General features: G+C 58.3%; 19 protein-coding genes and 4 pseudogenes. 11 read left to right on the top strand and 12 right to left on the bottom strand.

The features are described from left to right. Nucleotides 1-85 precede the first annotated feature (85 nt). From P3T43_RS11430 to P3T43_RS11420, 3 genes are all read right to left on the bottom strand, one after another. Nucleotides 86-796, bottom strand: coding sequence for an SDR family NAD(P)-dependent oxidoreductase (locus tag P3T43_RS11430; RefSeq protein WP_429281147.1), 711 nt, complete (start codon nucleotides 794-796; stop codon nucleotides 86-88). Nucleotides 797-1,013: 217 nt separating this feature from the next. Beyond that, nucleotides 1,014-1,955 carry an AEC family transporter gene (locus P3T43_RS11425; RefSeq protein ID WP_429281146.1) on the bottom strand — a complete coding sequence of 314 codons (942 nt, stop codon included), beginning with the start codon at nucleotides 1,953-1,955 and terminating at the stop codon, nucleotides 1,014-1,016. A 168-nt stretch (nucleotides 1,956-2,123) separates the two neighbouring features. Then, nucleotides 2,124-3,227: a mandelate racemase/muconate lactonizing enzyme family protein gene (locus tag P3T43_RS11420; RefSeq protein WP_429281145.1), complete on the bottom strand. Its 1,104-nt coding sequence runs from the start codon at nucleotides 3,225-3,227 to the stop codon at nucleotides 2,124-2,126. A 278-nt stretch (nucleotides 3,228-3,505) separates the two neighbouring features. Here P3T43_RS11420 and P3T43_RS11415 point away from each other — a divergent pair, with 278 nt between their 5' ends. Further along, nucleotides 3,506-4,237 carry a FadR/GntR family transcriptional regulator gene (locus P3T43_RS11415; RefSeq protein WP_429281144.1) on the top strand — a complete coding sequence of 244 codons (732 nt, stop codon included), beginning with the start codon at nucleotides 3,506-3,508 and terminating at the stop codon, nucleotides 4,235-4,237. Between the two features lie 182 nt (nucleotides 4,238-4,419). Here P3T43_RS11415 and P3T43_RS11410 read toward each other — a convergent pair whose 3' ends face one another. Together P3T43_RS11410 and P3T43_RS11405 are read right to left on the bottom strand one after the other, a co-directional pair. Beyond that, complete coding sequence (locus tag P3T43_RS11410) at nucleotides 4,420-5,445, bottom strand: alpha/beta hydrolase family protein (RefSeq protein ID WP_429281143.1); 1,026 nt, start codon at nucleotides 5,443-5,445, stop codon at nucleotides 4,420-4,422. A gap of 394 nt (nucleotides 5,446-5,839) precedes the next feature. Continuing rightward, nucleotides 5,840-7,438, bottom strand: coding sequence for an MASE4 domain-containing protein (locus tag P3T43_RS11405; RefSeq protein WP_429281142.1), 1,599 nt, complete (start codon nucleotides 7,436-7,438; stop codon nucleotides 5,840-5,842). A 165-nt stretch (nucleotides 7,439-7,603) separates the two neighbouring features. Between P3T43_RS11405 and P3T43_RS11400 the strand changes: the two are divergent. Next, nucleotides 7,604-7,763 (top strand): annotated as a pseudogene (locus tag P3T43_RS11400) (MarR family winged helix-turn-helix transcriptional regulator); the annotation flags it as partial. A 148-nt stretch (nucleotides 7,764-7,911) separates the two neighbouring features. Here P3T43_RS11400 and P3T43_RS11395 read toward each other — a convergent pair. After that, on the bottom strand, nucleotides 7,912-8,895 hold the full coding sequence (locus P3T43_RS11395) for an aldo/keto reductase (protein ID WP_429281141.1): 984 nt from the start codon (nucleotides 8,893-8,895) through the stop codon (nucleotides 7,912-7,914). A 153-nt stretch (nucleotides 8,896-9,048) separates the two neighbouring features. Here P3T43_RS11395 and P3T43_RS11390 point away from each other — a divergent pair, with 153 nt between their 5' ends. Continuing rightward, nucleotides 9,049-9,957 (top strand): LysR family transcriptional regulator, encoded by a 909-nt coding sequence (locus P3T43_RS11390; RefSeq protein ID WP_429281140.1) that lies wholly within the window; start codon nucleotides 9,049-9,051, stop codon nucleotides 9,955-9,957. 1,159 nt (nucleotides 9,958-11,116) lie between these two features. On the opposite strand, the gene P3T43_RS11385 is transcribed toward P3T43_RS11390, so the two are convergent. Further along, nucleotides 11,117-11,692 carry a hypothetical protein gene (locus P3T43_RS11385; RefSeq protein WP_429281139.1) on the bottom strand — a complete coding sequence of 192 codons (576 nt, stop codon included), beginning with the start codon at nucleotides 11,690-11,692 and terminating at the stop codon, nucleotides 11,117-11,119. 34 nt (nucleotides 11,693-11,726) lie between these two features. Here P3T43_RS11385 and istA point away from each other — a divergent pair, with 34 nt between their 5' ends. The 5 genes and pseudogenes from istA (at nucleotide 11,727) to P3T43_RS11360 (ending at nucleotide 15,285) form a co-directional block, all read left to right on the top strand. Continuing rightward, complete coding sequence (gene istA, locus P3T43_RS11380; protein WP_429281138.1) at nucleotides 11,727-12,794, top strand: IS21 family transposase; 1,068 nt, start codon at nucleotides 11,727-11,729, stop codon at nucleotides 12,792-12,794. Further along, nucleotides 12,791-12,967 (top strand): annotated as a pseudogene (locus P3T43_RS11375) (IS21-like element ISRso6 family helper ATPase IstB); the annotation flags it as partial. The gene istA and the pseudogene P3T43_RS11375, both read left to right, overlap by 4 nt. 167 nt (nucleotides 12,968-13,134) lie before the next feature. Beyond that, complete coding sequence (locus P3T43_RS11370; RefSeq protein WP_429281137.1) at nucleotides 13,135-13,788, top strand: TatD family hydrolase; 654 nt, start codon at nucleotides 13,135-13,137, stop codon at nucleotides 13,786-13,788. A 160-nt stretch (nucleotides 13,789-13,948) separates the two neighbouring features. Next, nucleotides 13,949-14,611 (top strand): RraA family protein, encoded by a 663-nt coding sequence (locus tag P3T43_RS11365; protein WP_429281136.1) that lies wholly within the window; start codon nucleotides 13,949-13,951, stop codon nucleotides 14,609-14,611. Then, complete coding sequence (locus tag P3T43_RS11360; RefSeq protein WP_429281135.1) at nucleotides 14,608-15,285, top strand: RraA family protein; 678 nt, start codon at nucleotides 14,608-14,610, stop codon at nucleotides 15,283-15,285. Before P3T43_RS11365 ends, P3T43_RS11360 begins: the two co-directional genes overlap by 4 nt. 58 nt (nucleotides 15,286-15,343) lie before the next feature. On the opposite strand, the gene P3T43_RS11355 is transcribed toward P3T43_RS11360, so the two are convergent. After that, nucleotides 15,344-16,765, bottom strand: coding sequence for an aldehyde dehydrogenase family protein (locus tag P3T43_RS11355; RefSeq protein WP_429281134.1), 1,422 nt, complete (start codon nucleotides 16,763-16,765; stop codon nucleotides 15,344-15,346). A gap of 113 nt (nucleotides 16,766-16,878) precedes the next feature. Between P3T43_RS11355 and P3T43_RS11350 the strand changes: the two genes are divergently transcribed. The 3 genes and pseudogenes from P3T43_RS11350 (at nucleotide 16,879) to P3T43_RS11340 (ending at nucleotide 21,694) form a co-directional block, all read left to right on the top strand. Continuing rightward, nucleotides 16,879-17,775, top strand: coding sequence for a LysR family transcriptional regulator (locus P3T43_RS11350; RefSeq protein WP_429281133.1), 897 nt, complete (start codon nucleotides 16,879-16,881; stop codon nucleotides 17,773-17,775). A gap of 831 nt (nucleotides 17,776-18,606) precedes the next feature. After that, a pseudogene (locus P3T43_RS11345) lies at nucleotides 18,607-20,038 on the top strand (IS1182 family transposase). A gap of 204 nt (nucleotides 20,039-20,242) precedes the next feature. Then, on the top strand, nucleotides 20,243-21,694 hold the full coding sequence (locus tag P3T43_RS11340) for an IS1182 family transposase (RefSeq protein WP_429281132.1): 1,452 nt from the start codon (nucleotides 20,243-20,245) through the stop codon (nucleotides 21,692-21,694). 472 nt (nucleotides 21,695-22,166) lie between these two features. On the opposite strand, the pseudogene P3T43_RS11335 reads toward P3T43_RS11340, so the two are convergent. The 4 genes and pseudogenes from P3T43_RS11335 to P3T43_RS11320 form a co-directional block, all read right to left on the bottom strand. Next, nucleotides 22,167-22,292: pseudogene (locus tag P3T43_RS11335) on the bottom strand (rod shape-determining protein); the annotation flags it as partial. A gap of 280 nt (nucleotides 22,293-22,572) precedes the next feature. Then, nucleotides 22,573-22,779, bottom strand: a complete 207-nt coding sequence (locus tag P3T43_RS11330) for a hypothetical protein (RefSeq protein ID WP_429281131.1) — start codon at nucleotides 22,777-22,779, stop codon at nucleotides 22,573-22,575. 330 nt (nucleotides 22,780-23,109) lie between these two features. Continuing rightward, on the bottom strand, nucleotides 23,110-23,268 hold the full coding sequence (locus tag P3T43_RS11325; RefSeq protein ID WP_429281130.1) for a hypothetical protein: 159 nt from the start codon (nucleotides 23,266-23,268) through the stop codon (nucleotides 23,110-23,112). Between the two features lie 218 nt (nucleotides 23,269-23,486). Beyond that, nucleotides 23,487-23,732 carry a hypothetical protein gene (locus P3T43_RS11320; protein ID WP_429281129.1) on the bottom strand — a complete coding sequence of 82 codons (246 nt, stop codon included), beginning with the start codon at nucleotides 23,730-23,732 and terminating at the stop codon, nucleotides 23,487-23,489. Nucleotides 23,733-23,957 lie beyond the last annotated feature (225 nt).

The raw sequence follows: 23,957 nt of genomic DNA, 5'->3' as shown, positions 1-23,957 counted from the left end.
TGCCGCATGGGGATGGGATTGATGAGGAATGCGATGCATGTCGCTTTGCAGGGTGTTGCCGTGGCTGCCTGAAGAAACGGGGTGCCTAATGACCGGCGCTTTGCCCGCCATCGACGTGCAGTATTTCACCTGTGATGAACGGCGCGGCATCAAGAAACAGGATCGCCTCGACAATATCGCTCATTTCGCCCATACGACCCATTGGATGCAGCGAGGCCTTCATCGTATGGGTTTCGGGCGCATGCAACGGCGATTTGATGACCCCAGGAGAAACCGCATTCGCACGAATGCCCCTCTTGGCATACTCGATCGCAAGTGACTTTGTCGCAGCATTCAGGCCACCCTTCGTAAGCGACGCCAATACGGACGGCACACGGCTGTTCGCATGATCGACGAGCGTGGTGGTGACCGTCACCACATGGCCGCTGGAATGCTTTTCCATTTCGGCAATAGCAAGTTGCGTGATGAAGTAGAAACCCGCCACGTTGACAGCGATAGCCTTCGCATAGTCTTCCGCCGTGTAAGTCGTAAAGGGCTTCGCGATAAAAACGCCCGCGTTATTCACCAGGGTGTCGATGCGGCCGAATCGTGCCACGCCTTCAGAGATCACACGTTGAGCCGTTGCCGGATCGGCGATGTCGCCCGCGACTGCCAGGATATTCGCATCGTCGGACGGCTTGATCGAGCGTGCCGTCGCGACAATACGGTAGTCAAGCTTGCGGAACGCCTTGACTGTTTCGGCGCCGATACCTTGAGATGCACCAGTGACAACGACAACCTTCTGTGACGTGCTCATGGACTACTCCTGGAGTGGGTGGCAGGTTTCGATTTCGATTGGTTTATCGACTTCGATCAAGGCAATGTAGTCGCGTTGATCCAGCTTTCGAATACGTGCTCGGGACAAACACTTTTGCCTGTCGAGAATGAGTGGACATTCGGCTGCCGGCGTGACCGCGCAGCGTGTCGACATTCGCGACCGAGCTTCAGGCATGGCGCTGCAACAGCTTCTGCAATCAAGCCGCCGCGAGTCCACCGTCGACGAGATAGATCGCCATCGAAAAGGTCACGATAGACAGCACGGTGCTGATGAGGATCGACGTTGCCGCCTCGCTTTGATAGGCGCCGGCTTCGTTCGCGAACATGGCCGGGATGGTGGCGGAGGGGAGGGCGCACAGCAGGATCATCTGTTGTGCGTATAACCCGTGAACGCCCAGCAACAAGGTTGCACCGAACATCAGCGCCGGATGCACGAACAGTTTCAGGCCGAGATTCGCCCACACTTCGGATGACAGCTTCAGTCGCACGGACGACATGATCAAGCCCAGGCACAGCAGCGATACGCCAGGCGTGGCCTTGCCCAGAAGCGTGAACGCGTCCGCCAGCACAGGGGGAAACTTGATCTGCAGTAGCGAACAAAGAATGCCTAACGCCGGCGCCCACATGAGCGGGCGGCGCACCGCACTGGAAATGCTGGAAAGAAAGGCCTGGCGTCCGTTGCCTTTTCCGCTTGCCACGGCGAGCAACATGGTCGTCAACGGGATCATGACGAGGCTGGCGACGAGGTTGAGGACCAGGATCGAGTAGATGCTGGCCGGGCCGAACATCGCCTGCAAGATTGGAATACCCATGAAAGCCGCGTCCGGGTAGCCGCACAAAAAGCTCTTGAGCGTGGCCGCCTTGAGTTCACGGTAGCGCCACCAGCCAATCGCAAACGCTGCACCGTACATCCCCATGATGCCGATTAAGGTAGCGAACACGAATCTGCAGTCGAGGAGTTGCGAGCGCGGCGTACTGGCCATGCCGACGAGGAGCAGGGCAGGGAAGATCCATCCCAGCACGAGCCTGCTGATCAGCAGGCTGTCCGAGTGAGTCAGACGACCGCGCTTACCCGCGATAAACCCAAGAACGATAACGAACGCCACAGGCAACAGGGGGCCAACAATTCGATCAAGCATGTTCTCCACACTCCTTTCTCGGGTGGACGATTGCGTCGCCGCTTCCCGGCGCAGTTGCAAAACAGGGAAGCCCCCGGCTTTTCCGCTGGCCCGCATTCCACGTTAGATGGACAGGGCCGATACGGACGAGCACAATCCGGGGCGCGGCGGGTGCGGCCGTTGTGACGATTAGCGGATCCGGTAATCGCGGATGACGTCGAGGTTGGGTTCCAGACCCAGGCCGTTGCCTTGCGGTACATCGATCCGTCCGTTGCGGGGAATGATGGCGTCGCCGTAGAACTGCGCTTCAAGATCGAAGTAACGCCATTCGACCAGCGCCTTGGGGCCGCCCAACGCAGCGCTCGTATGCACGCTGGCCAGCAGTCCGGGGCCGTCGTAGAACGTATGCACCATCACGGCGACGTTATGGGCGTTGGCCATGGCAAACACCTTCTGCAATTCGGTGATGCCGCCCATCTTCGCGGGACTCGGCTGGATGAAATCGACGGAACCTGCTTCGAGGAGATGCTGGAAGTCCATGACCGTCGAGGCATTTTCACCGGCGGCGACCGGAATGTGCCCTTGCTGTCGCACGGTCGCGAGACCCGCATAGTTTTCAGGCGGCCAGACCGGTTCCTCGATCCAACGCAGGTTGAACGGGCGCAGTTTAGCCGTCATATCCAGTGCTTCGCGTACCGTCCATGGGCAATTGACGTCGAGGGTCATTTCGATGTCGGGGCCGGCTTCTTCGCGGGCAGCCCGGACACATTCGATGTCGACCTCATGCAGTTTGAGGTGCTGGTAGCCGCTATCGAGTGCGCGTCGAACGTTCGCCCGCACGAGTTCCGGATCGGCGTACCTGATGAGGCTGGCATAGCAGGCAAGCGAGGTGGCTTCGCTGCCGCCAAGCAACTGGTACACCGGCTTTCCAGCGGTCTTTCCGGCGATATCCCACAGGGCGATATCGATCGCAGACAGGCCGTAGATGAAGGCGCCGCTCCGGCCGAAGACGTGAAACTTCTTTTGCAGCTCGAGCATGGACATTTCGCGCAACGTCACATCGCGCCCGATCAACTCGGGGGCCAGCAGGGAGTCGATCACGAGCTTGACGGCGGGGATGGCCGTGAAGCCAAAGGTTTCGCCCCATCCGACCACGCCGTCGTCGGTGGTCACCTTGACGATAAGCGAGTCGGCGACCTGAAGGTCTTTCGGCCCCCACACGCCGCCAGCCGACCGCCCGCCGGTGGTGAACGGAATGCGCAGGGGGATGGTTTCGATGCTGGCAATTTTCATAGGGACGCCTGAAAGCAGAGTGCAAATTTGACCGGCCGACAGACCACGCCGGCAATCGGCGAAGCGTCAGCAATGGATTGCATACTATTAGACATCCGGTTGTCCTTCAAGTGAACAAGTTGTTCTTTTTCGTCGGTGTTTACCCTGGATGTAATGTCTTCAGGTGAGCGGAAACGCCCGTGGAGACAGGCATTCAGGGGGTATCAGGGCATTTCCAGCCCGCCGCTTCCCGCCCTAGATGTAGAATGACGTGACAACCTTTTGAGGAACAGGCGAGCATGAGTGAACTCAAGGTGCGTCCCGTTGAGCGCAGACCCCATCTGGCCGAGCACATCACACAGTCGTTGAGCGCCGAGATCGCTTCCGGCCGGCTGCGTGCGGGGGACCGTCTTCCGACCGAGCAATTTCTGTCCGAGAATTTCGGCGTCAGCCGCAACGTCGTCCGGGAAGCGATTGCGAGTCTGCGAGCCCAGGGGCTGATCGAAACGCGGCAGGGGATCGGTGCCTTCGTGGCGGGCCCGGCGCCGGCTGTCGAGCCGCTTCAGCCCATCAGGGCGCAATTGCTCGAAGGTGACAACACGATCCGCAATATGTTCGAGGTGCGCGCAGCGCTGGAAAGCCAGGCGGCGGCGCTGGCGGCGTTGTCCATGACGCCGCGGAAACTGAAGCTGATCCAGGATGCCGTGGAACGGATGCGATACGAAGAAGCGCCGAGCGGTGCGACCGTCAACGCCGACCTGGATTTTCACCGCGCGGTGGCGGCAGCTTCAGGTAATGACTACCTGGCAACGATGATTCGCACCGTGCTCGAACCGATGCGGCCGTTGATCGCGGCGAGCTTCTCGCGGCAAGGTCCCATGTTCGGCAATATCCCCCATGCCGCGCGGGGCGAACATGAAGATCTGGTGGCGGCGTTCGTTGCGAACGATGCCGCGGCGGCGCGCACGATCATGGGGCAGCACATCGTGAGTGCTGCTTCGAGGTTCGGGTACGAGATAACTTTTTTCTAGAAAACACAGGACTCATGGGCGGCTGTTCGAAGCCGCCCAGGAAGGGCGTGTTCTCATGCCAGACTAGCGATACTGCCCGGCGTACTTGATCACAGTGCTGATGTTCTCCTTGGTAATGAAGCCCGGGCCGGACCGGATGCCTTTATCGGTGAAGATCGGATGGATTCAATCCACAAGAGACGTCAAGACGACTGTGTCTGTTTCATCGGCACGAGCGGCGCAAGGAATTGCTCGACATGCGGTAACCAGATTGGAATGGAATCCTTGACGGCAAACATGCCATGGCCGTTCCGACCAAAAGGCGGTTCGACAATCAATTGTCCTCGGCCGCCAGCCGCTTGAAACGCGGCAAACCATGTCGCGACGATGTCGGGCGCAAAGAACATATCGTTTTGTACGTAGTGCCAAAGGACTGGAACTTGTGTCGTGGATGCAAAATGTCCCATCGCATCGGCCATCTGCTGCGGGCCGCAGGGCATGCCGGGATGTTTCGAAGGGTTGCCGCCGCGACCACCCGAAAAGTTGACGACTGCGACGAGTCCCTTAGGGGCATAGCTTGCCGCTGCCAGAGACGCAAATCCGCCTGCCGACTGCCCAACCAGCACGACGTGATCCCGATCGACCTGAGGCAAGGTCTGCGCAAAGGCGAGGGCTGCGAGTACGTCCTGCGCGGCCTGCTTGCCCGCGGCAAGGTAGTCGGGATTCGAGCAGGAGCCAGAGTCTTCCTCGTAAGTGCCGCCCGTGGCGCCGAAGCCTCGGCGAATCGGCACGATCACGGCGAAGCCGAGTTGCACAAAGGTTCGGATCTGCGGCAATTCGCGGTAACGGCCGACCTCCGGGCGGTCTCTGGCTTCAGGCGGACTGCCATGACTGAGCACAATCAACGGAAACGGTCCGGGGCCGTCGGGCATATAGGTGGTCGCGACGATGTCACGCGCGTGATCGCCAAATAATCCGTGCTCGGTCATGGGCACTTTGACGATGGTTTCGTGGAGATCGGTTGCCAACGGCTCCGTCTCGTCCTTGGCTAACGCGCCGCCGGATAAAGTAGAGATCAATAGGCCAGACATCAGCAGGCAGAGCAGGTGGACCAGAGTCCCATTTCGACGCGTAATAGGTTTCATGCGTGAATTTTGATGAGCATTTTTTGGAATTGCTGCGCTGGCGACAGGTTGCTGATGGCTTGCGAGGCATTGGCTTTTACACACATCTGTTATTTGCTCTCGTCGGTGCGAACCAGATCCTGCTTTGGGGTAGCAGTAACAGCACAGCAACCAGTATTTCGGCGTAAAGCCCCCAGGCGTTCGTGATGAGCGTTAGAACTGCCTGTTGGGAAAGGTGTGCCATGGCAATCGTGAACTTTGTGGTGCAATTGGATTAATTTCGAGGGTGCTTTCCATAATTCGGCGTCTCCTGTTCGAATAATTCAAATTGGCCGTTATTTTGAAAAAACGATTTACCACTGAAATTCTTTGACGCACATGAGTATGAACTGGATTGTTTTCGCGTTCAAGCCCGGAGCAATATGCAGGTTTCCTCAAACTTGGCGATTAAAATCAATCCGGGTGGAATTGGATTTCCAGGCAGCGTCATTGGCCTGAACTAACCGCGAATTTGCCGGGTTGTGGTTCTTGGCGAGGTATCTGCCGGGAAGGCATCGTCGGCAGGCACAACAAATTGAAAATTTGCGCCTTGGGGTTGGTTCTGGGTGAACCCAATCTGGCCGTTATGCGCCTCGATAATTGCGCGGCAAATCGATAGGCCCATTCCCATGCCATCGGATTTCTTGGTAAACAGCGGGTCGAATATCCGTGCAATGTCATGCGGCGCGACACCTGCGCCGGTGTCGGCCACCGGTACCTTGACCCGACCCTCTTCGTGAAGGCTGGATTTCACGTCCAGAACCCGTGGCTCGTCACTGGCCGCCATCGAATCGATAGCATTGCTAATCAGATTGAGTAGCACCTGCTGCAACTGGATTCGATCGCCTAGTACGTTTGGTAGCGATTCGCCCAGATCGTACCGGACCATAATCCCATGCTTCTGCAGATTGCCGTGTACAAGGGCAACGGTTTCCGCGACGAGGCTGTTGAGTTCGAACGTGCCCTTGTTCGTCTCTCCCTTCCTGAACATGGCCCGCACCCGTTCGATGACGGCTTCCGCGCGACGCCCGTCAACGTCGATCTTTTTAAGTAACGCCTTGGCTTCCTCGAGATTGGGGGACGCGCCGTCGAGCCAGCGCACGCCCGCATTGGCGTAGGCCAGCATCGCGGTCAAAGGTTGCCTGACCTCGTGCGCAATCGCGGCCACGATCGCGTCGCCGGTCAGCAGGCGTGCCTCACGTTCCCGGCGTTGGGCGAGATCCGCGCGAACCAGTTGCGAGTAAAGCATCGTCACCTCATACAGCAACACGAACAGAACGAGACAGGCCGAGAGGAGCCCACCGATTCGGGCGATATACCAGCCGAACGTGAAGCGAATCGGAACGGGAAATGCGAGAAGACACACCTCCATTACGTACACGCACAACACCACTTTCAGCCACAGATCGAGCACTGAACGACTGCGGAACCAGAGCACGACGAGCGCGACGATGTCCAGTAACACCAGGGCCGAGGCGATCTTGGGCCAGAGAGGCGACAGGACAAGTGAATTGAGAACGAGGCGGGGCAGGCGTGCATCTACCGCGATGATGATGATGTATGTCGCGATGCAGGCGAGCGCGACACTCCCGAGCAGGCTCGAAACAACGGCGACTCTTGCGGAGCCGCGCCACAGCGATCTTGCGCCATCGGCATCCTTGAGCAGGGCATAGGTAATGACAGACACAGGAAAGCTGATGTGCGACACGATGTAGATCCACGGCGTACTCTGCAAGCTGGCGCCGAGCAGTCCAGTGGGGGCGAACACACCCGGAAACGTGAGCAGCCACGGAATGAGCATTAACGACGTGAAAAAATACGCGCTCGCGATTGCGAGAAGGGCCGGCGAGCGGAGGATTGAGAACTGCGCGAACAGCACGATTGCGGTGATCGAGCCGGTCACGAACATGGCCGTGGTGTAGGCCGGGATAAACGCGTCGATCCGACCAAGATGGGTGGCCGAAAGCGGTCCAACCGAGGCGACGAAAGCCATTAGCAAGGCGAGAACGATGGCAAGCGCGAGCAGTTTCTGCGCTGGCCCGGGGGACAGGTCCGACAAATCAAATGCTGAGCCTGAGGAGCAACGGCAGGTGACTTGGCCATGCGGGCTATTCCTAACGGGGGCTGAAACTCGCGGCAACAGGTAGCTTGTACCTTTTCGCCGGTTTCATGTCAGGCTCTTTTGGCTCGCCGTAATTTTTTTTACTCGTAGGGAGTGCCGAGGATCACGAGTGTCCAGTCTGCGGCGCTCGAGGTCCTGCAGAGAAGAGCGGGCATCAAGCAACGACAGCGCGGCGATGGGCTCGCCGTGAACCGGTCGACACGCTGATCTCACTGCGCGCATGGTCCGCAATGATCTGATCGAACGTTCGGATGATGCCGTTGGTGTCGTTACGGCCGTGCGCCAAGGCGGACGGGTCGGGCGGTCAATAATATCGAAGGCGCCCATTGCGCCGCCCACCCTGTGTCATTGTCTTATGGCACTTAAGGCGGGCGAGGCAAAAAGCAAAAGCAATAGCAATAGTGTTAGCGTTAGCGATCAATCCGCTGCTGCATCTGTGCCGGATAACGCTCGCCCACCACCTTGATCTGCTTCAGTGCCGCTTCGATTTTAGACAGGTCCTCCGCCGACAATTCGAGCGCGACCGCGCCGACGTTTTCCGCCAGCCTGGGTAGCCGGGTGGTGCCGGGAATCGGCACGATCCACGGCTGTTGCGCCAGCAACCAGGAAAGCGCGATCTGCGCGCGCGTGGCGCCTTTGCCATCGGCGATGGTGCCGAGCACGTCGACCAGGCCTGCATTGGCCTTGCGGTTCTCCTCGGAGAAGCGCGGCACGATGTTGCGGAAGTCGGTCTTGTCGAACGTTGTGTTCGCATTGATCGCACCGGTAAGGAAGCCCTTGCCGAGCGGGCTGAACGGCACGAAGCCAATGCCCAGTTCCTTCAGCGTCGGCAGCACCGAGTCTTCCGGCTCGCGCCACCACAGCGAATACTCGCTTTGCAATGCCGCAACCGGTTGTACGGCGTGGGCGCGGCGGATCGAAGCGGCGCCTGCCTCGGACATGCCGAAGTGCTTGACCTTGCCTTGCGCGATCAGATCCTTGACGGCGCCGGCGACGTCTTCGAGCGGCACGTTCGGATCCACGCGATGCTGATAGAACAGATCGATACAGTCGGTTTTCAGACGTTTGAGCGAAGCCTCGGCAACAGCGCGAATCCGTTCGGGGCGGCTGTCGAGCGGCTTCTTCGAGTCACCGTCCTGAAAGCCGAACTTGGTGGCAATCACAACCTGATCGCGAAACGGTGCGACCGCTTCGCCGACCAGTTCTTCATTGATGAACGGGCCGTAGCACTCGGCCGTATCGAAAAACGTGACGCCCTGTTCGAAAGCAGACTGGATCAGTTTGATCCCTTGGGTCTTTTCAGTAGCGGGCCCATAGCCGAAGCTCAAGCCCATGCAGCCCAGCCCGAGCGCCGACACTTCGAGGCCGCTGTTTCCCAGTTTGCGCTTTTGCATATCCGTTCTCCTTTTCGAAAATAGCGGGCGTGGCGCGTGCCTGTGCGGCGTGCGTCGACGATGCCCGGCGTTCAATAGGACACCAGATTAGGCTGTTGTGTGCCATTCAACAATACGGCTAGAATTGGATGAGGTTATGAGGAAAATTCAACTATGCTGCGTGCCGGTCTGACGGAACTCACGGCGTTTGTGGCGATCGCCGACCGGCGCAGCTTCAGTGCGGCGGCGCGCACGCTCGGTGTGTCGCCTTCGGCGCTTAGCCATGCCATGCGGGGTCTCGAAGCACGGCTCGACGTGCGACTGTTCAACCGGACCACCCGCTCGGTCGCGCTGACCGAAGCTGGCGAGCAGTTGCTGCGGCGTGTCGCGCCTGCCATCGCGGACCTGGAAGATGCGGTGAACGAGGTGGCTTCTGCACGCGACCGTCCGTCGGGCTCGATCCGCATCAGCGCATCCGAGTCGGCCGCGAGATCCATCGTTCGACACGTACTTCCCGATTTTCTGGCGGCGTACCCGAATATCCACGTGGAATTCGTCGTGGATACACGACTCGTGGATATCGTGGCGGATGGTTTCGACGCCGGTATCCGGGTCGAGGAGGATGTGCCGCGCGACATGATTGCCGTGAGGTTCGGCCCCGACATGCGCTTCGCGGCGGTGGCGTCACCCGCTTATCTCGCACGCCACGAGGCGCCAGGCGCGCCGCACGACCTGGCGAAACATCGCTGTATCCGGTTTCGTTTCGAAAGCGGCGCGCTGTATCGTTGGGACCTCGAGCTGCATGGCAAAGGCGCCAGTGTCGATGTGGACGGCCCCATGACGTTGGGCAACACGAACCTGATGGTCGAAGCGGCACTGGCCGGCATCGGCATTGCGTGGGTGCCGGATTATCTGGTTACCGAACATCTGGCAGCAGGGCGGCTGGTTCAGGTGCTTGCGCCGTGGAGCCCTTCGTTTGCGGGCCTGTGCCTGTATTATCCGGCGAATCGTCATCCTCCTACCGCGCTGCGGCTGTTCGCGCAGGCGGTGCGGGAATGGGCCAGCCGTTCGGGCGTGCGCTAGTCGCCGACCTCAGGCAGCGGCGTCGCTGGCTCTCGTTGCCCGGGCTCGCTCGGCAGGCAGGAAACGACAGGCAACAAAAAACCCCGTAAGACGTTGGTCTTACGGGGTTTCTCGAACTTCTACGGCTTTTGTTGAAGCTAAGCCGGAACAACTGATGGTGCCAGGAGAGGACTCGAATATGGAATTTAAATAACTGATTTAATTAGAAAAAATGCGATGACTAGTGCTGTGTATACGTATATGTATACGTAACGGAATTGGATTCCAGCGGACGCTATTTCACGGCGAATGATTTCGAACGGCACGAGGCCGGCGAAGCTCTTCAGCGCGAGATTTGGTCCTTGGATGGTGTGCAGGTGGTCGGAGGTTCAAATCCTCTCGCCCCGACCAACAGATATAAGGCTCTCACGGCTTCGGCTTTGAGGGCCTTTTTCATCTTAGGTCGATTTTGCCCCCACGTTTGCCCCCACACGACAGCCGGCTCTCGCGGGAACGGAGCGGAATTCTCGGCGGGGGGAGGGGGCGCTTCGCGCACATTCATCGAGAGAGTTAGGGGCAAGTCTGGTCGCTCGTAAACCGGTGTGTGCGTACGCCACAGGCAGCCAGTTATAGCGGTTGCGTGCTGTCATTTCTGACGGTGCCCGCGAGAGGCTATTAGCCTAGCGAATACGGATCGATCGGAGGAGAAGAATCTCATTTGGTTAGGAGTCCGGTACTGTGACTAAAAAATCGTTGCCGGATCTCTCCTCGGTCTAGACTGCGGACGTCTGACAGCCATTTCTAATGAGACGGTGAGCGCTGAGATAAACAGTCGTGATCGGACCAGTTGATATCAACTGTTGGAGGCATGATTAGTGCCTTTCTTCACGCGAGTCCGCTCGCTCCCGTGCTGCGGACTCATAATCCGCCTCCGAAAGGACACCGTGGGTTCGACTCCCACCCGGCCCACCAAAGAAATCAAGGAGTAACGTACATGCTCGTGTGCCGTTAAGCATAAAGTGGCCACTTTGACAGGTTATGCTTTATTTCCCGATAGGACAGATTTTGCTTTATCAGGAATCGGTGATACGTTGAAGGGTTTCTTTGCGGCTATAGCTGCGAACAGACGTAAAAAAAGCCGGCATATGTGGCCGGCTTTTTGCGTTTTTGGAGGCGGGACTTAGCTCACACCGAGCGTTTCCTTCACGTCCTGAAGCACGTCTATGACTCCGCGAATGCTGCCCATGACGTCTTTGGGCACACGGGTATTGAGCTCCCGCAGGTTGATGGCTTTACCGTCGGCGAGGATGTCGCGGCACGCGGCCTCAATGATGGTGCGAGCATTTACCACGCTTTGTTCCTTGCGGCGCAGCATGTATTGCTTCCAGCGTTCGGCGAGAATGCGTGCTTCCTTGTTCGCATGCTGATATAGCAACCGCGCATCAACATCAAGTCTGCGAGCAGCTTCCGACACGCTGATGATTGACGGCAATCTGCTGAATGCATGCAATTCATCGCGTATCTTGTCCCAGTCGATGACACGAGCCGCGGCCCGTTTTGTTTCGTCTGGAAACAATAGCGCGAGCTGGTGGACTTCAGCGGTACACGGAGTCCAGCTACTCAAATTGCCCGTCAGCAACTGAGGAACTGCCAATCCTGTTTGAGACGCGATACGTAAATGCGCTGACAACGTGGGCGTGCCACCATGTCGCGCGCAGTTGTAAATTGATACAGCAACGCAGTTAGGAATTGACACACCTCGTTGTAGGGTTGCTCCTTTTGGGCAGCCCGTGATCAGCTACGAGGAGTACATGGAAATCGAGATTCTGCGTCGCCAGGGTAACAGCCTCCGGGACATCGCGGTCGAGACCGGCATGGCCGTCAACACAGTCAGGAAGTATCTGAAATCGGGGCCGCCGCAGCGTAAGGCCCGGCAACCAGTCGTCGGCAAGCTTGCGCCCTTCAAGGCCTATCTGCAGGGCCGCGTCGAAGCAGCGAAGCCGGACTGGATTCCGGCGACGGTGCTCAAGCGGGAGATTGAGGAGCGCGGCTACACGGGCGGGTTACGCCGGGTGCAGGAGTATCTGCAGAAGCTTCGGCCCGCTGCACGCCCCGACCCGGTGGTCAGATTCGAAACAGAGCCGGGACATCAGATGCAGATGGACTGGATTGAGTTTCGTAAGCCGGGGCACAAACTCGGCATGCTCGCGGCGTTCGTTGCGACGTTGGGCTACAGCCGGGTCAGCTATGCGGAGTTTGTCACCGACATGCGTATCGAAACGCTGCTGGCTTGCCATGTGCGGGCATTCGAGGCATTTTGCGGCGTCACCAGAGAGATCGTGTACGACAACATGAAGACAGTGATTCTGAAACGCGATGCCTATGGCAAGAAGCAGCACCGATACCATCCCGGGTTCGCCGACTTCGCCAAACACCATGGGTTCGTACCTCGCGTGTGCAAGCCATACCGCGCAAAGACGAAGGGCAAAGTCGAGCGTATGAACGGATATCTGCGCTACAGCTTCTGGGTTCCGCTGGTTTCAATGCTCAAACAGGCAGGACTCACAGCCGACTGCGGCCTGTGCAATGAGCGCGTCAGGCTGTGGTTGCGCGATGTCGCCAACGTCCGTGTGCACGGCACTACCGAACGGGTTCCGGCCGAGGTGTTGCTCGAGGAGCGGCCGCATCTTCTGCCAGTGCCGGCACCATACGTGGGGCGATCGGTTAGAACGGGCGCGACGCCACATCAGCAGCCGAAACCAGCATCGCGGTACGCGAGCTCAGAGTGGAACAAACCGTTGCAGCACCCGCTATCGGTCTACGACGCGTTCAGCCGCGCGCAGGAGGTAAGCGCATGACGCCACAGCTCGAACGACTAACTGGGTTGTGCAAGCAGCTCAACCTGCTGCACTTGCCGACACAGATTGCACATCTCGGGCAGATGGCCGCGAAACGTGAGCTCGGCTATCTCGACTTCCTCGAACAGGCCTTGAAGGATGAAGCGATGGCACGCGCGGAACGAATGCGCCGGATCCCTGATGACTCTTGCCGCGACCCTCGTCGACATCGACGTCAACTTCCACTCCAAGCAGTTGACGGGGCTCGCACCCGAGCTCATCGCACGAGCGAATGACGCTAGCGTGGGGGCTATCCTTGCAACAGGCACCTCTCTCGATTCCAGCCGGTTAGAGCTCGCACTTGCGCACCAACATCCCGGTTACTTGTATTTCGACTGCGGGCGTGCATCCACATTCTGCGGACGGCTGGAATGAAGCAATGCGCGAGGTGCTACACACCTTTCTGGCCGACGCCGCATGTGTCGCGGTTGGAGAGACTGGGCTCGATTACAACCGCAATTTTTCGACGCCTGCAAACCAGCGTCGCGCCTTTGCTGCACAACTTGAACTTGCAGCCGAGACGGGCAAGCCGCTGTTCCTGCATTGCCGGGATGCGTTCGATGACTTCTATATGATGATGAGAGATGCCGTTGCCGCCGGAGCGCAAGGGGTCGTGCATTGCTTCACGGGTAGTCAAGATGAAGCCGAAGCGTTCGCCGGACTGAGGCTCGACATTGGTGTCACAGGCTGGGTGACCGACCTCGCGCGCGGACAGGCTCTACGAGAAGCGGTGAAAACCATTCCATTAAACCGACTGCATCTCGAGACCGATGCGCCGTATCTCAGCCCCAAGAATGCGAAAAAGCGTCGTCCGTACAATGAGCCAGCAAACTTGGTTTGGGTGGCGCGCGCCATCGCGGAGTTGCGCGGCGTCGATGAGACTTCCGTAGCGCAGGCGTGCACCAACAATAGTTCACGCCTCTTCCGGCTTGCGAATCTGGGGCTACACCCGTGACTAACGCGGCTTGATTCGATATGAATGAAGGTCGGTTAGACCAATGTAAGCGTCATTCGAAGGCCATAGCCGCTCGCGAAAGCATCATGAGCAAGGCTTTGATGGAGGGGATGCCGATTACGCATGTCATGGGTGCTGACTACGAGGAGATGCTAAAGCGATGAATCAGGACCGAAATGTTGAACGTGCAGCCTCGCTCGACTGCGCAACCTTGAGCGATGCATTGGATCGCATTGGAATCCACGGGCAATGTGCCTGGATCAAGGCTCGTGCTGACGAGTTCCGGTTGACGGGACGAGCCTTCACGCTTCTCTACGGGCCGGCTTCCAAACCGGCGGGTACCGTAGGCGACTATATCGATGACGTTCCGCCCGGATCGGTGGTCGTCCTCGACAACGGGGGGCGTGAAGATGTCACAGTGTGGGGAGACATCCTGACGGAGATCGCTCATCGCAGGGGGATTGCGGGAACAGTCATAGACGGAATCTGTCGCGACGTCGCACTCTGTCGCAAGCTCGGATACCCGGTGTTTTCTCGCGGGCACTGGATGCGAACTGGCAAGGACCGCGTGCAGGTGGAGGCCACTGGGGTCGTGGTTTCAATCGGATCGGTTCGCGTCGCGCCAGGTGACCTCGTACGTGGCGATGCGGACGGTGTAGTGGTACTACCCAGCGCCCACGAGGATGCCATCCTTGATGCGGCTGAGGAGATTTCGCGTGCCGAAGACGCCATTCGCGCTCTCGCACGAGAGGGTGCTCGGCTAGACGAGGCGCGCCGTCAGTTTGGGTACCACCGCCTTCAATCTTTGAAGGACTCAGCATGAGTGACGAACACGTTCCCTTCGCCGACACGTCAATCGCGGTGCGGAAAGCGGTAGCGCTACCTGCAGACCAGATCAAACGAGCAGCCAGGCTCGGCTCGGCGACACTTCACGAAGCGGGAGGCCGGATCGGGGCGTTGCCGTCGTCGATCAAGCCGACAGCCGCCAGTTTCAGGCTGGCAGGGCCGGCATTTACTGTGCACTGCCCGCCGAACGACAATCTGTGGATTCACCGAGCCATCAAGGCGGCCAGCCCGGGCGATATCCTGGTCGTCTATGCGAGCGGCCACTATGAAGCAGGATATTGGGGCGAGGTCATGTCGACTGCAGGATTGGTCGCACGACTGGGCGGCCTGGTCATAGATGCGGGCGTGAGAGATGGCGCTCTGCTTGAGGAAGTTGGGTTTCCTGTTTTCTCGAGAGGCTTATGCATCCGCGGTACCGGGAAAGATTTCGGTGCGACGGGGTGGCTTAACAAGCCCGTGCTGATGGGTGACATCTTCGTGAATCCTGGCGACCTGATCGTAGGTGACATTGACGGAGTGGTCTCTATCCCCAATGAGAGGATTAGTGAGGTCCTTCTCGCCGCCGAGAAACGTGAGGCGGCCGAGAGGGAGATTCTGAAGAGGCTGCGTGCTGGAGAGTCGACCTTGCAGGTCTTTGGTCTGGACCGTTGAGGAGGAGTGCGAAACGGGGGAGGGGAGCCCCCCGCGGTGACGGCTCTTCGCAAGGGCTTTACGACAACCCGAGCAACGTCTTTGCCTCCAGGTACGACTCCAGACCAAGTACGCCGTACTCGCGGCCGACCCCCGACTGCTTGAATCCGCCGAACGGCGCCAAAGGATCGTGCTGTAGCGTGTTGATCATCACGCGACCGGCCTGCAGCCCTGTCGCCACTGCCTTTGCCCGTGCCGGATCGGACGACATGACATAGGCGTGCAGGCCAAACACCGTGTCGTTGGCCATGTCGATCGCTTCCTCGTCGCTGCCATATGTCAGGATGGACAGAACGGGGCCAAAGATCTCCTCACGTGCGATGGTCATCTCGCTGCGCACGTTGGCAAATACCGTCGGTTTGACGAAATAGCCTTGCTCTAGCCCCACCGGACGCCCCTCGCCACCCGTGATCAGCGTAGCGCCCTCGGCGAGACCGAGCCTGATGTAGTTCTGAACGCGTTCGTACTGGTTTCGATTGGCGAGAGGCCCAATGACGGTCGTGGAGTCGGCCGGGTCTCCCACTTTCATCTGCGCCACCGTCTCTTTCACAGCTGTGATGACTTCTGTCAGGCGCCGCTCAGGCACCAGCAATCGGCTCCCCGAGATGCATGCCTGCCCGTTGTTCATGAACGCCGCATTGAGCGCGAGCGGAACTGCCGTCGTCAGGTCCGCATCGTCAAGGATGATGGACGGGGATTTGCCGCCCAGGGCTAAGTGGACACGCTTCATGGTGTCGGTCGCCGCGCGCTGGATGATCTTGCCCACCCCTGTGGAGCCAGTAAACGAAATCTTGGCCACATCCGGGTGCGTGCTCAATTCGGCGCCCACGACGTCGCCGCGTCCGGTGACGATATTGACGATGCCTGCCGGCAACGCGGCCGCATGAATTGCTTCTGTCACGATCCTGTTTTGTATCGGGCTCAGCTCGCTCGGCTTGATCACGGACGTGCAACCTGCGGCGATGGCCATCGCCAACTTGCTACAGATCGAACCGGCAGTGCTGTTCCACGGAGTGATGAGGGCAGCAACGCCAACCGGTTCCATCACCACGGTCGAGGCACCCATTACGCGGGTGAAGTCATAGGTCTCCAGTGTCACTGCGGCGTCAAGAAATGATTGTGCCGCGAAGTGAGAGATCCAGGTGGCCCGTGAAACTGGCGCGCCATATTCTTCAATCGTCGCATCGCGCAGTGCATCGCTGCGTTCCAGGATGGCAGCGTGCAGCCGCTTCAGCATGGCGACGCGCTCGCTGACAGTGGTTTGCGCAAATGCTGGCAACGCCCTTTTCGCCGCGGCGATGGCGCGACGCGTGTCCTCGGCATCGGCGAGGGTCGCGCGTGCGAGAGGCTTTTCGGTGGTTGGGTTGATGATTTCAACGGTCTCGGTGCCGTGCGGTGTCACGAAGGTGCCGTCGATGTATGTCTGCTGGATGGTTTGCATGATCGCTCCTGTGCTTCCCCGGACTATCCCGAGGCGGTGCGCCCAGCATACGTCGGCCCAATTGTTCTGATAAGCTAGATAAATATTGATACGTTGATTCGATAATCGGGATAATGCAGAAATCTGGCCTGGTCGGCCTGGAGGCCGCACTCGCTGTCGCTCGATGCCAGAGCTTTCGCCGCGCAGCGAATGAACTCGGCATCTCGACCACAGCCGTTAGCAACGCTGTTGCGGGACTGGAAACGCGGCTCGGCGTCCGCCTGTTTCATCGGACCACGCGTAGTGTCTCGCTAACCGAGGCTGGCGAGCACTTCGTGGCCCGGATCGGGCCTGCCTTGTCGGAGATTCATGGCGCCATGGACGAAACGAGCCTCCATCGCCTTTCGCCTATTGGCACGCTCCGCATCAATGCCTCGCTGGGCGCAGTCCGCATGGTGTTTGCACCCATCGTGCTGGTGTACCTGAGCCGCTACCCCGATATGAAGGTAGACATCGTGACCGAGGGGCAAATGGTCGACATCGTGGCCGAGGGGTTCGATGCCGGGATTCGCCTGAGCGAGACGGTGCCACAAGACATGGTCCGCATACCGATTGGCGGTGATCTTCAGATGGCGGTGGTGGGTGCGCCTGAGTACTTCGCACGCTTCCCGATCCCGGCGTCACCGGCCGACCTTGCCGGGCACCCCTGTGTACGGGCCAGGTTTCCCAGTGGTGCACCGTCGCGCTGGGAGTTCTCCCGTCATGGCGAACCCATCAATATTGAAGTAAGCGGGCCACTCACGCTCGACGACCCAGGCCTCATGCGTGAAGCCGCCTTGGCCGGTACGGGCCTGGCCTATCTGGCCGATTGGTATGTGCGTGACGACCTGGCAACAGGACGGCTTGTGCGCGTGCTGCAGGACTGGACGCCCAGCTATCGTGGTCTGGCGCTTTACTATCCCCCTGGGCGGCAGCTACCAGCGGGACTTCGCGCTTTCGTTGATCTCATTCATGAACTTGGGCAACGATAGTGCTCCTGGCATTGTTCGCGTTCTCCCGCCATCCGGCATGAGATGAACTACGGCGATGCCCGGTCGATCAGAATCGCTGACGGTATCGAAGACGGTATTCCCGCAGACGCCGTATTCGGATGCCGACTGTTCGTGATGTTTTAACGAAAGCGCACATTGCATTCTCCAGCGCAGTCTGTTCAAAACCGGCAACTGCCGATTGGATTTTTCGGTATCTCGGGCGGTATCGCCGTCCCCTGACCGCGCGGAAAGCCCGTCCGCACAAGGATTCCAGTCACCGATTGACAATCGAGTGGGAGTGAGGGATGAGAAAAGTCTCTTTAAAATCAATTGGTTGCGTCGGCTGGTAAATAATCTGTTCTCGGTGATAAATTGCCGGAGTCGATTTCTAACCTATTGAAATATACGGGGATTTTTCCATGTCAATCAGATCCCGTGCCGAGTGGTAGCGGGCCCAATTTGGCGGTATTTCTAACGGTATACGGGGGGCCTTGCGCAGAGACCTTCCTGATACCGTCATCGGCGTTGACGGTATACGCGACCGATCTGGAATCGTACGGCAGGGGCGTGATTGGCGGGACGCCGACGTGTCAGTAGCTCGATTGACGGGGGCCGGTTTCTGACCACGGCTCCCGATTGTCGTTGGATTAGAAATTGTGATGACATCGTTTATGGAGAGTTGATTTGCTCGCTCCTGGATCTTCGCGAGCCGGACTCCATGTCAGATCGAACCTACGTCAGTAGACATCGGGCAGATAGCGGCCCAGATTGTGTCAAAATGCCCTTTTGGAGCGCTGAAATTTGCCATCCGATAGCGATGGGATGAGCAAGATGAAGCGGTTCGTTCAAGGCGACAATCGTACGCAAAGCTTTCTCCTGCCTGAAGCGCTCGATGACTACGTGACGGACACAAACCCCGTGCGCGTAGTTGATGTCTTTGTCGATGAGCTTGATCTTCATAAGCTTGGGTTTGAAGGCGTCGAACCAGCGTTGACTGGTCGGCTGTCGTATCACCCCGAGGTGATGCTCAAGATCTATATCTACGGTTACCTGAACCGTATTCAGTCGAGCCGCCGCCTTGAACGCGAGGCCCAGCGCAACGTTGAACTGATGTGGCTTACGGGCCGCCTGGCACCAGACTTCAAGACCATTGCGCGCTTCCGTAAAGACAACGGCAAAGCGATCCGTAGCGTCTGCCGTCAGTTCGTCGTGCTGTGCCAGCGTCTGGACCTCTTCGCCGAAGCGATCGTTGCGATTGACGGCAGCAAGTTCAAGGGGGTGAACCACCGCGACCGTAACTTCACGAGCGCGAAGCTTGAACGACGCATGCGCGACATCGAGTCAAGTATCGCTCGCTATCTCGAGGCGATGGACACAGCGGATCGTCAGGAGCCCGCAATTGCGAAGGTCAGGACGGGAGCGATTGCAAGACAAGATTGCGGCCTTGAAGGAGCAGATGCGAGGCCTCAAGGAGATCGAGGTTCAACTCAACGCTGCACCCGACAAACAGGTATCGCTCACGGATCCAGATGCCCGTTCGATGAAGACACGAGGAACCGGGGTTGTCGGGTACAACGTCCAGACTGCGGTTGACACGAAGCACCACCTGATCGTCGCGCACGTCGTTACCAATGATGGCATCGATCGTGATCAGTTGACCTCAATGGCGAAGCTTGCCCGTACAGAGATGGCCGTGGACAAGCTCACTGCAGTTGCGGATCGGGGTTACTACAAGAGCGAAGAGATACTGGCATGCCATGAGGCCGGAATAAGCGTGTTCGTTGCGAAGCCGGTGACATCGAGCGCAACGGCTAATGGCCGCTTCGGCAAGGATGACTTCATTTACAACGCACAGACGAACGAATATCGGTGCCCGGCGGGCCAGCGGCTAATCTGGCGATTCTCAACTGTTGAGCGCGGTCTGAAGATCAGTAAGTACTGGAGTTCGAGTTGCCAGCAATGTTCGCTAAAAGGGGACTGCACTCCAGGCCCTCAACGTCGCGTGGCACGCTGGGAACACGAAGCTATTCTTGACGGGATGCAGGCGCGACTTGATCATGCCCCTGAGATGATGCGCATCCGGCGACAGACTGTCGAGCATCCGTTCGGGACGATCAAGGCATGGATGGGCGCCACTCATTTCCTGACACGGACCATCGGGCGCGTGAGCACGGAAATGAGCTTGCATGTGCTGGCGTACAACATGAAGCGAGTGATCAAGCTACTCGGTTCAGAAGCGTTGATGACAGCGATGCGGGCGTGAAGCCCGTTGCGAGGTTCTGCGCCTTCGCAATACTTCAGCTGTGATTTGAGGCTCGGATTGCCGCAATCGAAAAGTCGCGACCTGCGGCAAGACAGGTTTCGCCAATTCCCGGTGACTCAGCGTTTTGACACGCTCTGGGCCGAGGCCGTGTAAAAACGCAGATAGTCGCCTAGACTAAATCAACCTGTTGCGCACGAGGCGAAGATGGGACGATTTGTCGAAGGTGCAGACCGCAATCAAACCGTACTGCTGCCTGAGTGCCTGGATGACTTCATCGCTGAGGACAACCCGATCAGGATCGTCGATGCCTTCGTAGAAGAACTTGATCTGGCGTCCTTGGGGTTTGAAGGAGCCACGCCAGCGAGCACAGGGCGTCCGTCCTATCACCCAGCAGTCCTGCTGAAGGTCTATATCTACGGCTATCTCAACCGTGTGCAGTCGAGCCGCCGCCTTGAGCGTGAGTGCCAGCGCAACGTCGAACTGATGTGGTTGACTGGCCGTCTGGCTCCAGACTTCAAGACCATAGCTGAATTCAGGCGGGGCAACGGAGAAGGCATCCGCAATGTATGCCGACGCTTCGTGACCATATGCCGCGACCTAAAGCTCTTCGCGCAGGCAGTCGTCGCCATTGACGGTAGCAAGTTCAAGGCGGTGAACAGCCGCGACCAGAACTTCACACCCAACAAGATTGCGCGGCGACAGGAACAGATCGAACAAAGCATCCAGCGCTACCTGCAGGCGTTGGATACGGCGGACCGTACGCAGCCAGTCGAAGTAGAGGCGAAGACCGAGCGTCTGCGGGAGAAGATCGACCGGTTGCGCGAGCAGATGCGCGATCTGGATCACGCGGCAAAGCTTCTGAACGATTTGCCGGAGAAGCAGATATCACTAACTGATCCCGACTCGCGTTCAATGCTCTCGCAGGCCAAGGGCACAGGTGTAGTTGGTTACAACGTTCAGATAGCCGTCGATTCCCGCCATCACCTCATCGTCGCTCACGAGGTGACGAACGCTGGCAACGATCGAAGCCTGTTAAGTCCAATGGCGAAAGCCGCACGTGATGCCATGGGCCGCAAGACGCTGAAAGTACTTGCTGACCGGGGATACTTCAGTGCGCCAGAAATTAAAGCCTGTGACGACGCGGGCATTGCTGCGCTCGTACCCAAATCGCAGACGTCCAGCGCCAAAGCCGATGGGCGGTTCGATCGGGCCGACTTCGTTTATATCGCCGTCGATGATCAGTATCAGTGTCCGGCGGGACAGCGCGCGATATATCGATACAGCTCAGTTGAGCGTGCCAATGCGATGACGTTACGAACCTACTGGAGCAGCGCCTGTCCACGTTGCCCAATCAAGAGCCAATGCACTCCGGCCGACTATCGGCGCATACGTCGTTGGGAGCACGAAGAAGTGCTTGAAGCGATGCAACTGAGGCTCGATCGAAAGGCCGACGCAATGACGATTCGACGTCGCACCGTCGAGCATGTCTTCGGAACACTAAAACACTGGATGGGATCAACCCACTTCCAGACTCGAAGGCTTGGTCGCGTCGCAACCGAGATGAGCCTGCATGTGCTGGCATACAACATCAAACGCTTCATAGCGATTCTGGGGTTCAGCAAAGCATTGCAGGCGATGAAAATCGTGAGTTTGTAATGCTATTTGCCTGCTTCACTTCCTGACTGCGCGAAGCCAGAATCAATCTGGATCTGCGTCCCGCGACTGCAGGTCCGCAAAGACTTGACGCCTTGGTCGAACGTCGCGTTTTTACACGGCCTCGGCCAGGAAGAGTCACTCGTCGCGACCACCGTTTGGACATTCGTGCGACTGCTTCGCTCCGCTAACGGCCCTTCGACCACCGATAATTTACGTCGCGTGATCGGCCTGAGCGGCCGGTCGTCGCGACGCGGCATTGACCACGAACGTCCGTTGCCGGGTAGTTTCCGCGTCAGCCACTAGCCGGCCAAAAACCACCAAGCAAGGCTTGCGGTCTTTAGATTTCGGATGTCTGCACCACACCTTGAAAGCTGACATTGGAGCGAGTCGCATGACGCCGTCGATCTTGAGCGCCCATAGCGAACATTCGCTTTTACTGACCACGATAATTCACGCCTTCCGGGCAGCTCGCTTTTATCGACACGACCGAAGGTTCGTCTAGGACAATGCCCTTGCCGCGCATGTAGATCAGTGTGTTTGAGGTGCCGAGATCAATCGCCAGATCGTTGGACAAGTACCTGCTAAGAAAACCGGACATTCAAAATCCTGTTTCGCAAGACGCCAGACGGTTGGTCCACCACTTGCGACCAAGCTACGGTCGAGAGAGGGCAGAATAACAGTTTTGGGAGCCTTGGGACGCCCCGTCGTATACGCAAGGCTCTGTGGATCAGGGGCCGATGCCGCGAGCGTCCTGGGTGGCGCCTTTTGCTGCCCTGTGCACGTTCACGGAAATCACTCGATGTCGGCGTCCCGATTCGTGAGGGATGTGGGCGAACTGAAGTGCTCCGCCCGCATCGCCTCGGACCGGCGAGGTCACATCAATCCTTCCCCCCGCCGTTGATCCCGCTTCCACTTCGCCATACCTGCTTGCCCCGCTCGGAGAGCTCGCCGCAACTATGCTCCGCGTCTGCCTCCGTGCCTTCTATCGCCATCTCGCCGCCAGCCTGTTCCTGCGCCTTCTGTTTCTGATTGTGTCGCACTGCCACGGCTTCATCGTGCGACCTGCCTGCGTAGTTCAGGGTCATTTTGTCGACTCCTCCAGGAAAAACAGTCTTCGCAGCGTGGCAATCTGCCCAGCGCGTGTCATTTACGGGGCTACGATCCGATTTGCTTGCGTAGCCTGTCCAATACGTGGTGTTCATCGAGCCAATGGATCTCCCGCTTGCGCTGGAGGCTGTGCCTATACCGCTGCAGCGACGCACCAAACATCAGCGTCATCCCGATCAGGATGCCCCACATTGCGTACGTCATATCAGCCTTTTCAATCTGTTCTCCCTTTACATCAGGCGACAGACTGCGAGATAGAGAAATGTCACTCGCGCGCCCCAGCGCTTCCAAAAATCACGTTGAGTCGCTCAGTGCTTATGGCGCAGCCAGTCGCGAACCGGATGCGTGTCTAGCCAACGGGTAACCGGCTCGTCCTTGTGTTCTCGCCTGTACCGTGCCGCTGCGAATATCGCGACGCATAGCAACACCACGACCGCGACTACTAAACTGATCATTGACTGGCTCATGGCAGCCTCCTCTGAGGTCAGAACCATGTCTATATTTTAGGTAACCAGAGAAATAGCAGCGAACATTCTCATTCGCCGAACCTTGTTTCGCACGCTCCTTTTGCCGCAGTTGGAGGCCGTAGGCCAGAAGCGACAAACAATTGAGGATTCCGAATGAAAATTATCAGGTATCCATGAAATAGAAAACTTGCGCTTCGCTGCGTCCCAACTCCGCAATCTCAAGGCAGATCAGCCTTGTGCTTCGCGCTCGGCGGCCGTCCCGATTGTATAGCGGCACCTGCTACTCCTGGCCACTTCCTTGTACTCTTCGCCCATTTCTTCGGCGTTATGTACTGAATCCCCTCAACGTCTCCCGCCTTGTTTTCCGGTCCGACGGGCATACCGTCATCTGTCGCGGTCGCCGCTGATTCTCTCTGTTTCTTGCGTTCTGCTAGATCCTCTGCCTTCACCTGGTCATCAGTCATGCTGTTCTCCGGCTATGAGACAGATCGGTCTACCAATCGGCGATAGCCGCCGCCTCTATAGTTGAGACGAGGCGGCACATCGCAAGTTCGGATTTAAGTTGTAACGCCCGTCGCGACGCGACGGGTTTCATGGTTACAGAACCTGCCAGGAAGCTTGGGAGCAGGAAGGTTCCACCCAGATCGATTCTCCGGTTCATACACGGCAGACAATGTAATGAACGCGAA

The sequence above is a fragment of the Paraburkholderia sp. GAS41 genome, assembly GCF_050436545.1.
Lineage (GTDB): Bacteria > Pseudomonadota > Gammaproteobacteria > Burkholderiales > Burkholderiaceae > Paraburkholderia.
The sequence above is the reverse complement of the archived record's forward strand: the minus strand, read 5'-3'. Positions and strand labels throughout refer to the sequence as shown.

Bases quoted from the DNA above. Each gene is read 5' to 3' on its own strand.
- P3T43_RS11330 (WP_429281131.1), bottom strand. From the start codon at position 22,779: ATGACCCTGAACTACGCAGGCAGGTCGCACGATGAAGCCGTGGCAGTG.
- P3T43_RS11340 (WP_429281132.1), top strand. From the start codon at position 20,243: ATGGGACGATTTGTCGAAGGTGCAGACCGCAATCAAACCGTACTGCTG.
- P3T43_RS11430 (WP_429281147.1), bottom strand. From the start codon at position 796: ATGAGCACGTCACAGAAGGTTGTCGTTGTCACTGGTGCATCTCAAGGT.
- P3T43_RS11395 (WP_429281141.1), bottom strand. From the start codon at position 8,895: ATGCAAAAGCGCAAACTGGGAAACAGCGGCCTCGAAGTGTCGGCGCTC.
- P3T43_RS11320 (WP_429281129.1), bottom strand. From the start codon at position 23,732: ATGACTGATGACCAGGTGAAGGCAGAGGATCTAGCAGAACGCAAGAAA.
- P3T43_RS11365 (WP_429281136.1), top strand. From the start codon at position 13,949: ATGAATCAGGACCGAAATGTTGAACGTGCAGCCTCGCTCGACTGCGCA.
- P3T43_RS11390 (WP_429281140.1), top strand. From the start codon at position 9,049: ATGCTGCGTGCCGGTCTGACGGAACTCACGGCGTTTGTGGCGATCGCC.
- P3T43_RS11425 (WP_429281146.1), bottom strand. From the start codon at position 1,955: ATGCTTGATCGAATTGTTGGCCCCCTGTTGCCTGTGGCGTTCGTTATC.
- P3T43_RS11350 (WP_429281133.1), top strand. From the start codon at position 16,879: ATGCAGAAATCTGGCCTGGTCGGCCTGGAGGCCGCACTCGCTGTCGCT.
- P3T43_RS11415 (WP_429281144.1), top strand. From the start codon at position 3,506: ATGAGTGAACTCAAGGTGCGTCCCGTTGAGCGCAGACCCCATCTGGCC.
- P3T43_RS11360 (WP_429281135.1), top strand. From the start codon at position 14,608: ATGAGTGACGAACACGTTCCCTTCGCCGACACGTCAATCGCGGTGCGG.
- P3T43_RS11420 (WP_429281145.1), bottom strand. From the start codon at position 3,227: ATGAAAATTGCCAGCATCGAAACCATCCCCCTGCGCATTCCGTTCACC.
- P3T43_RS11355 (WP_429281134.1), bottom strand. From the start codon at position 16,765: ATGCAAACCATCCAGCAGACATACATCGACGGCACCTTCGTGACACCG.
- P3T43_RS11325 (WP_429281130.1), bottom strand. From the start codon at position 23,268: ATGAGCCAGTCAATGATCAGTTTAGTAGTCGCGGTCGTGGTGTTGCTA.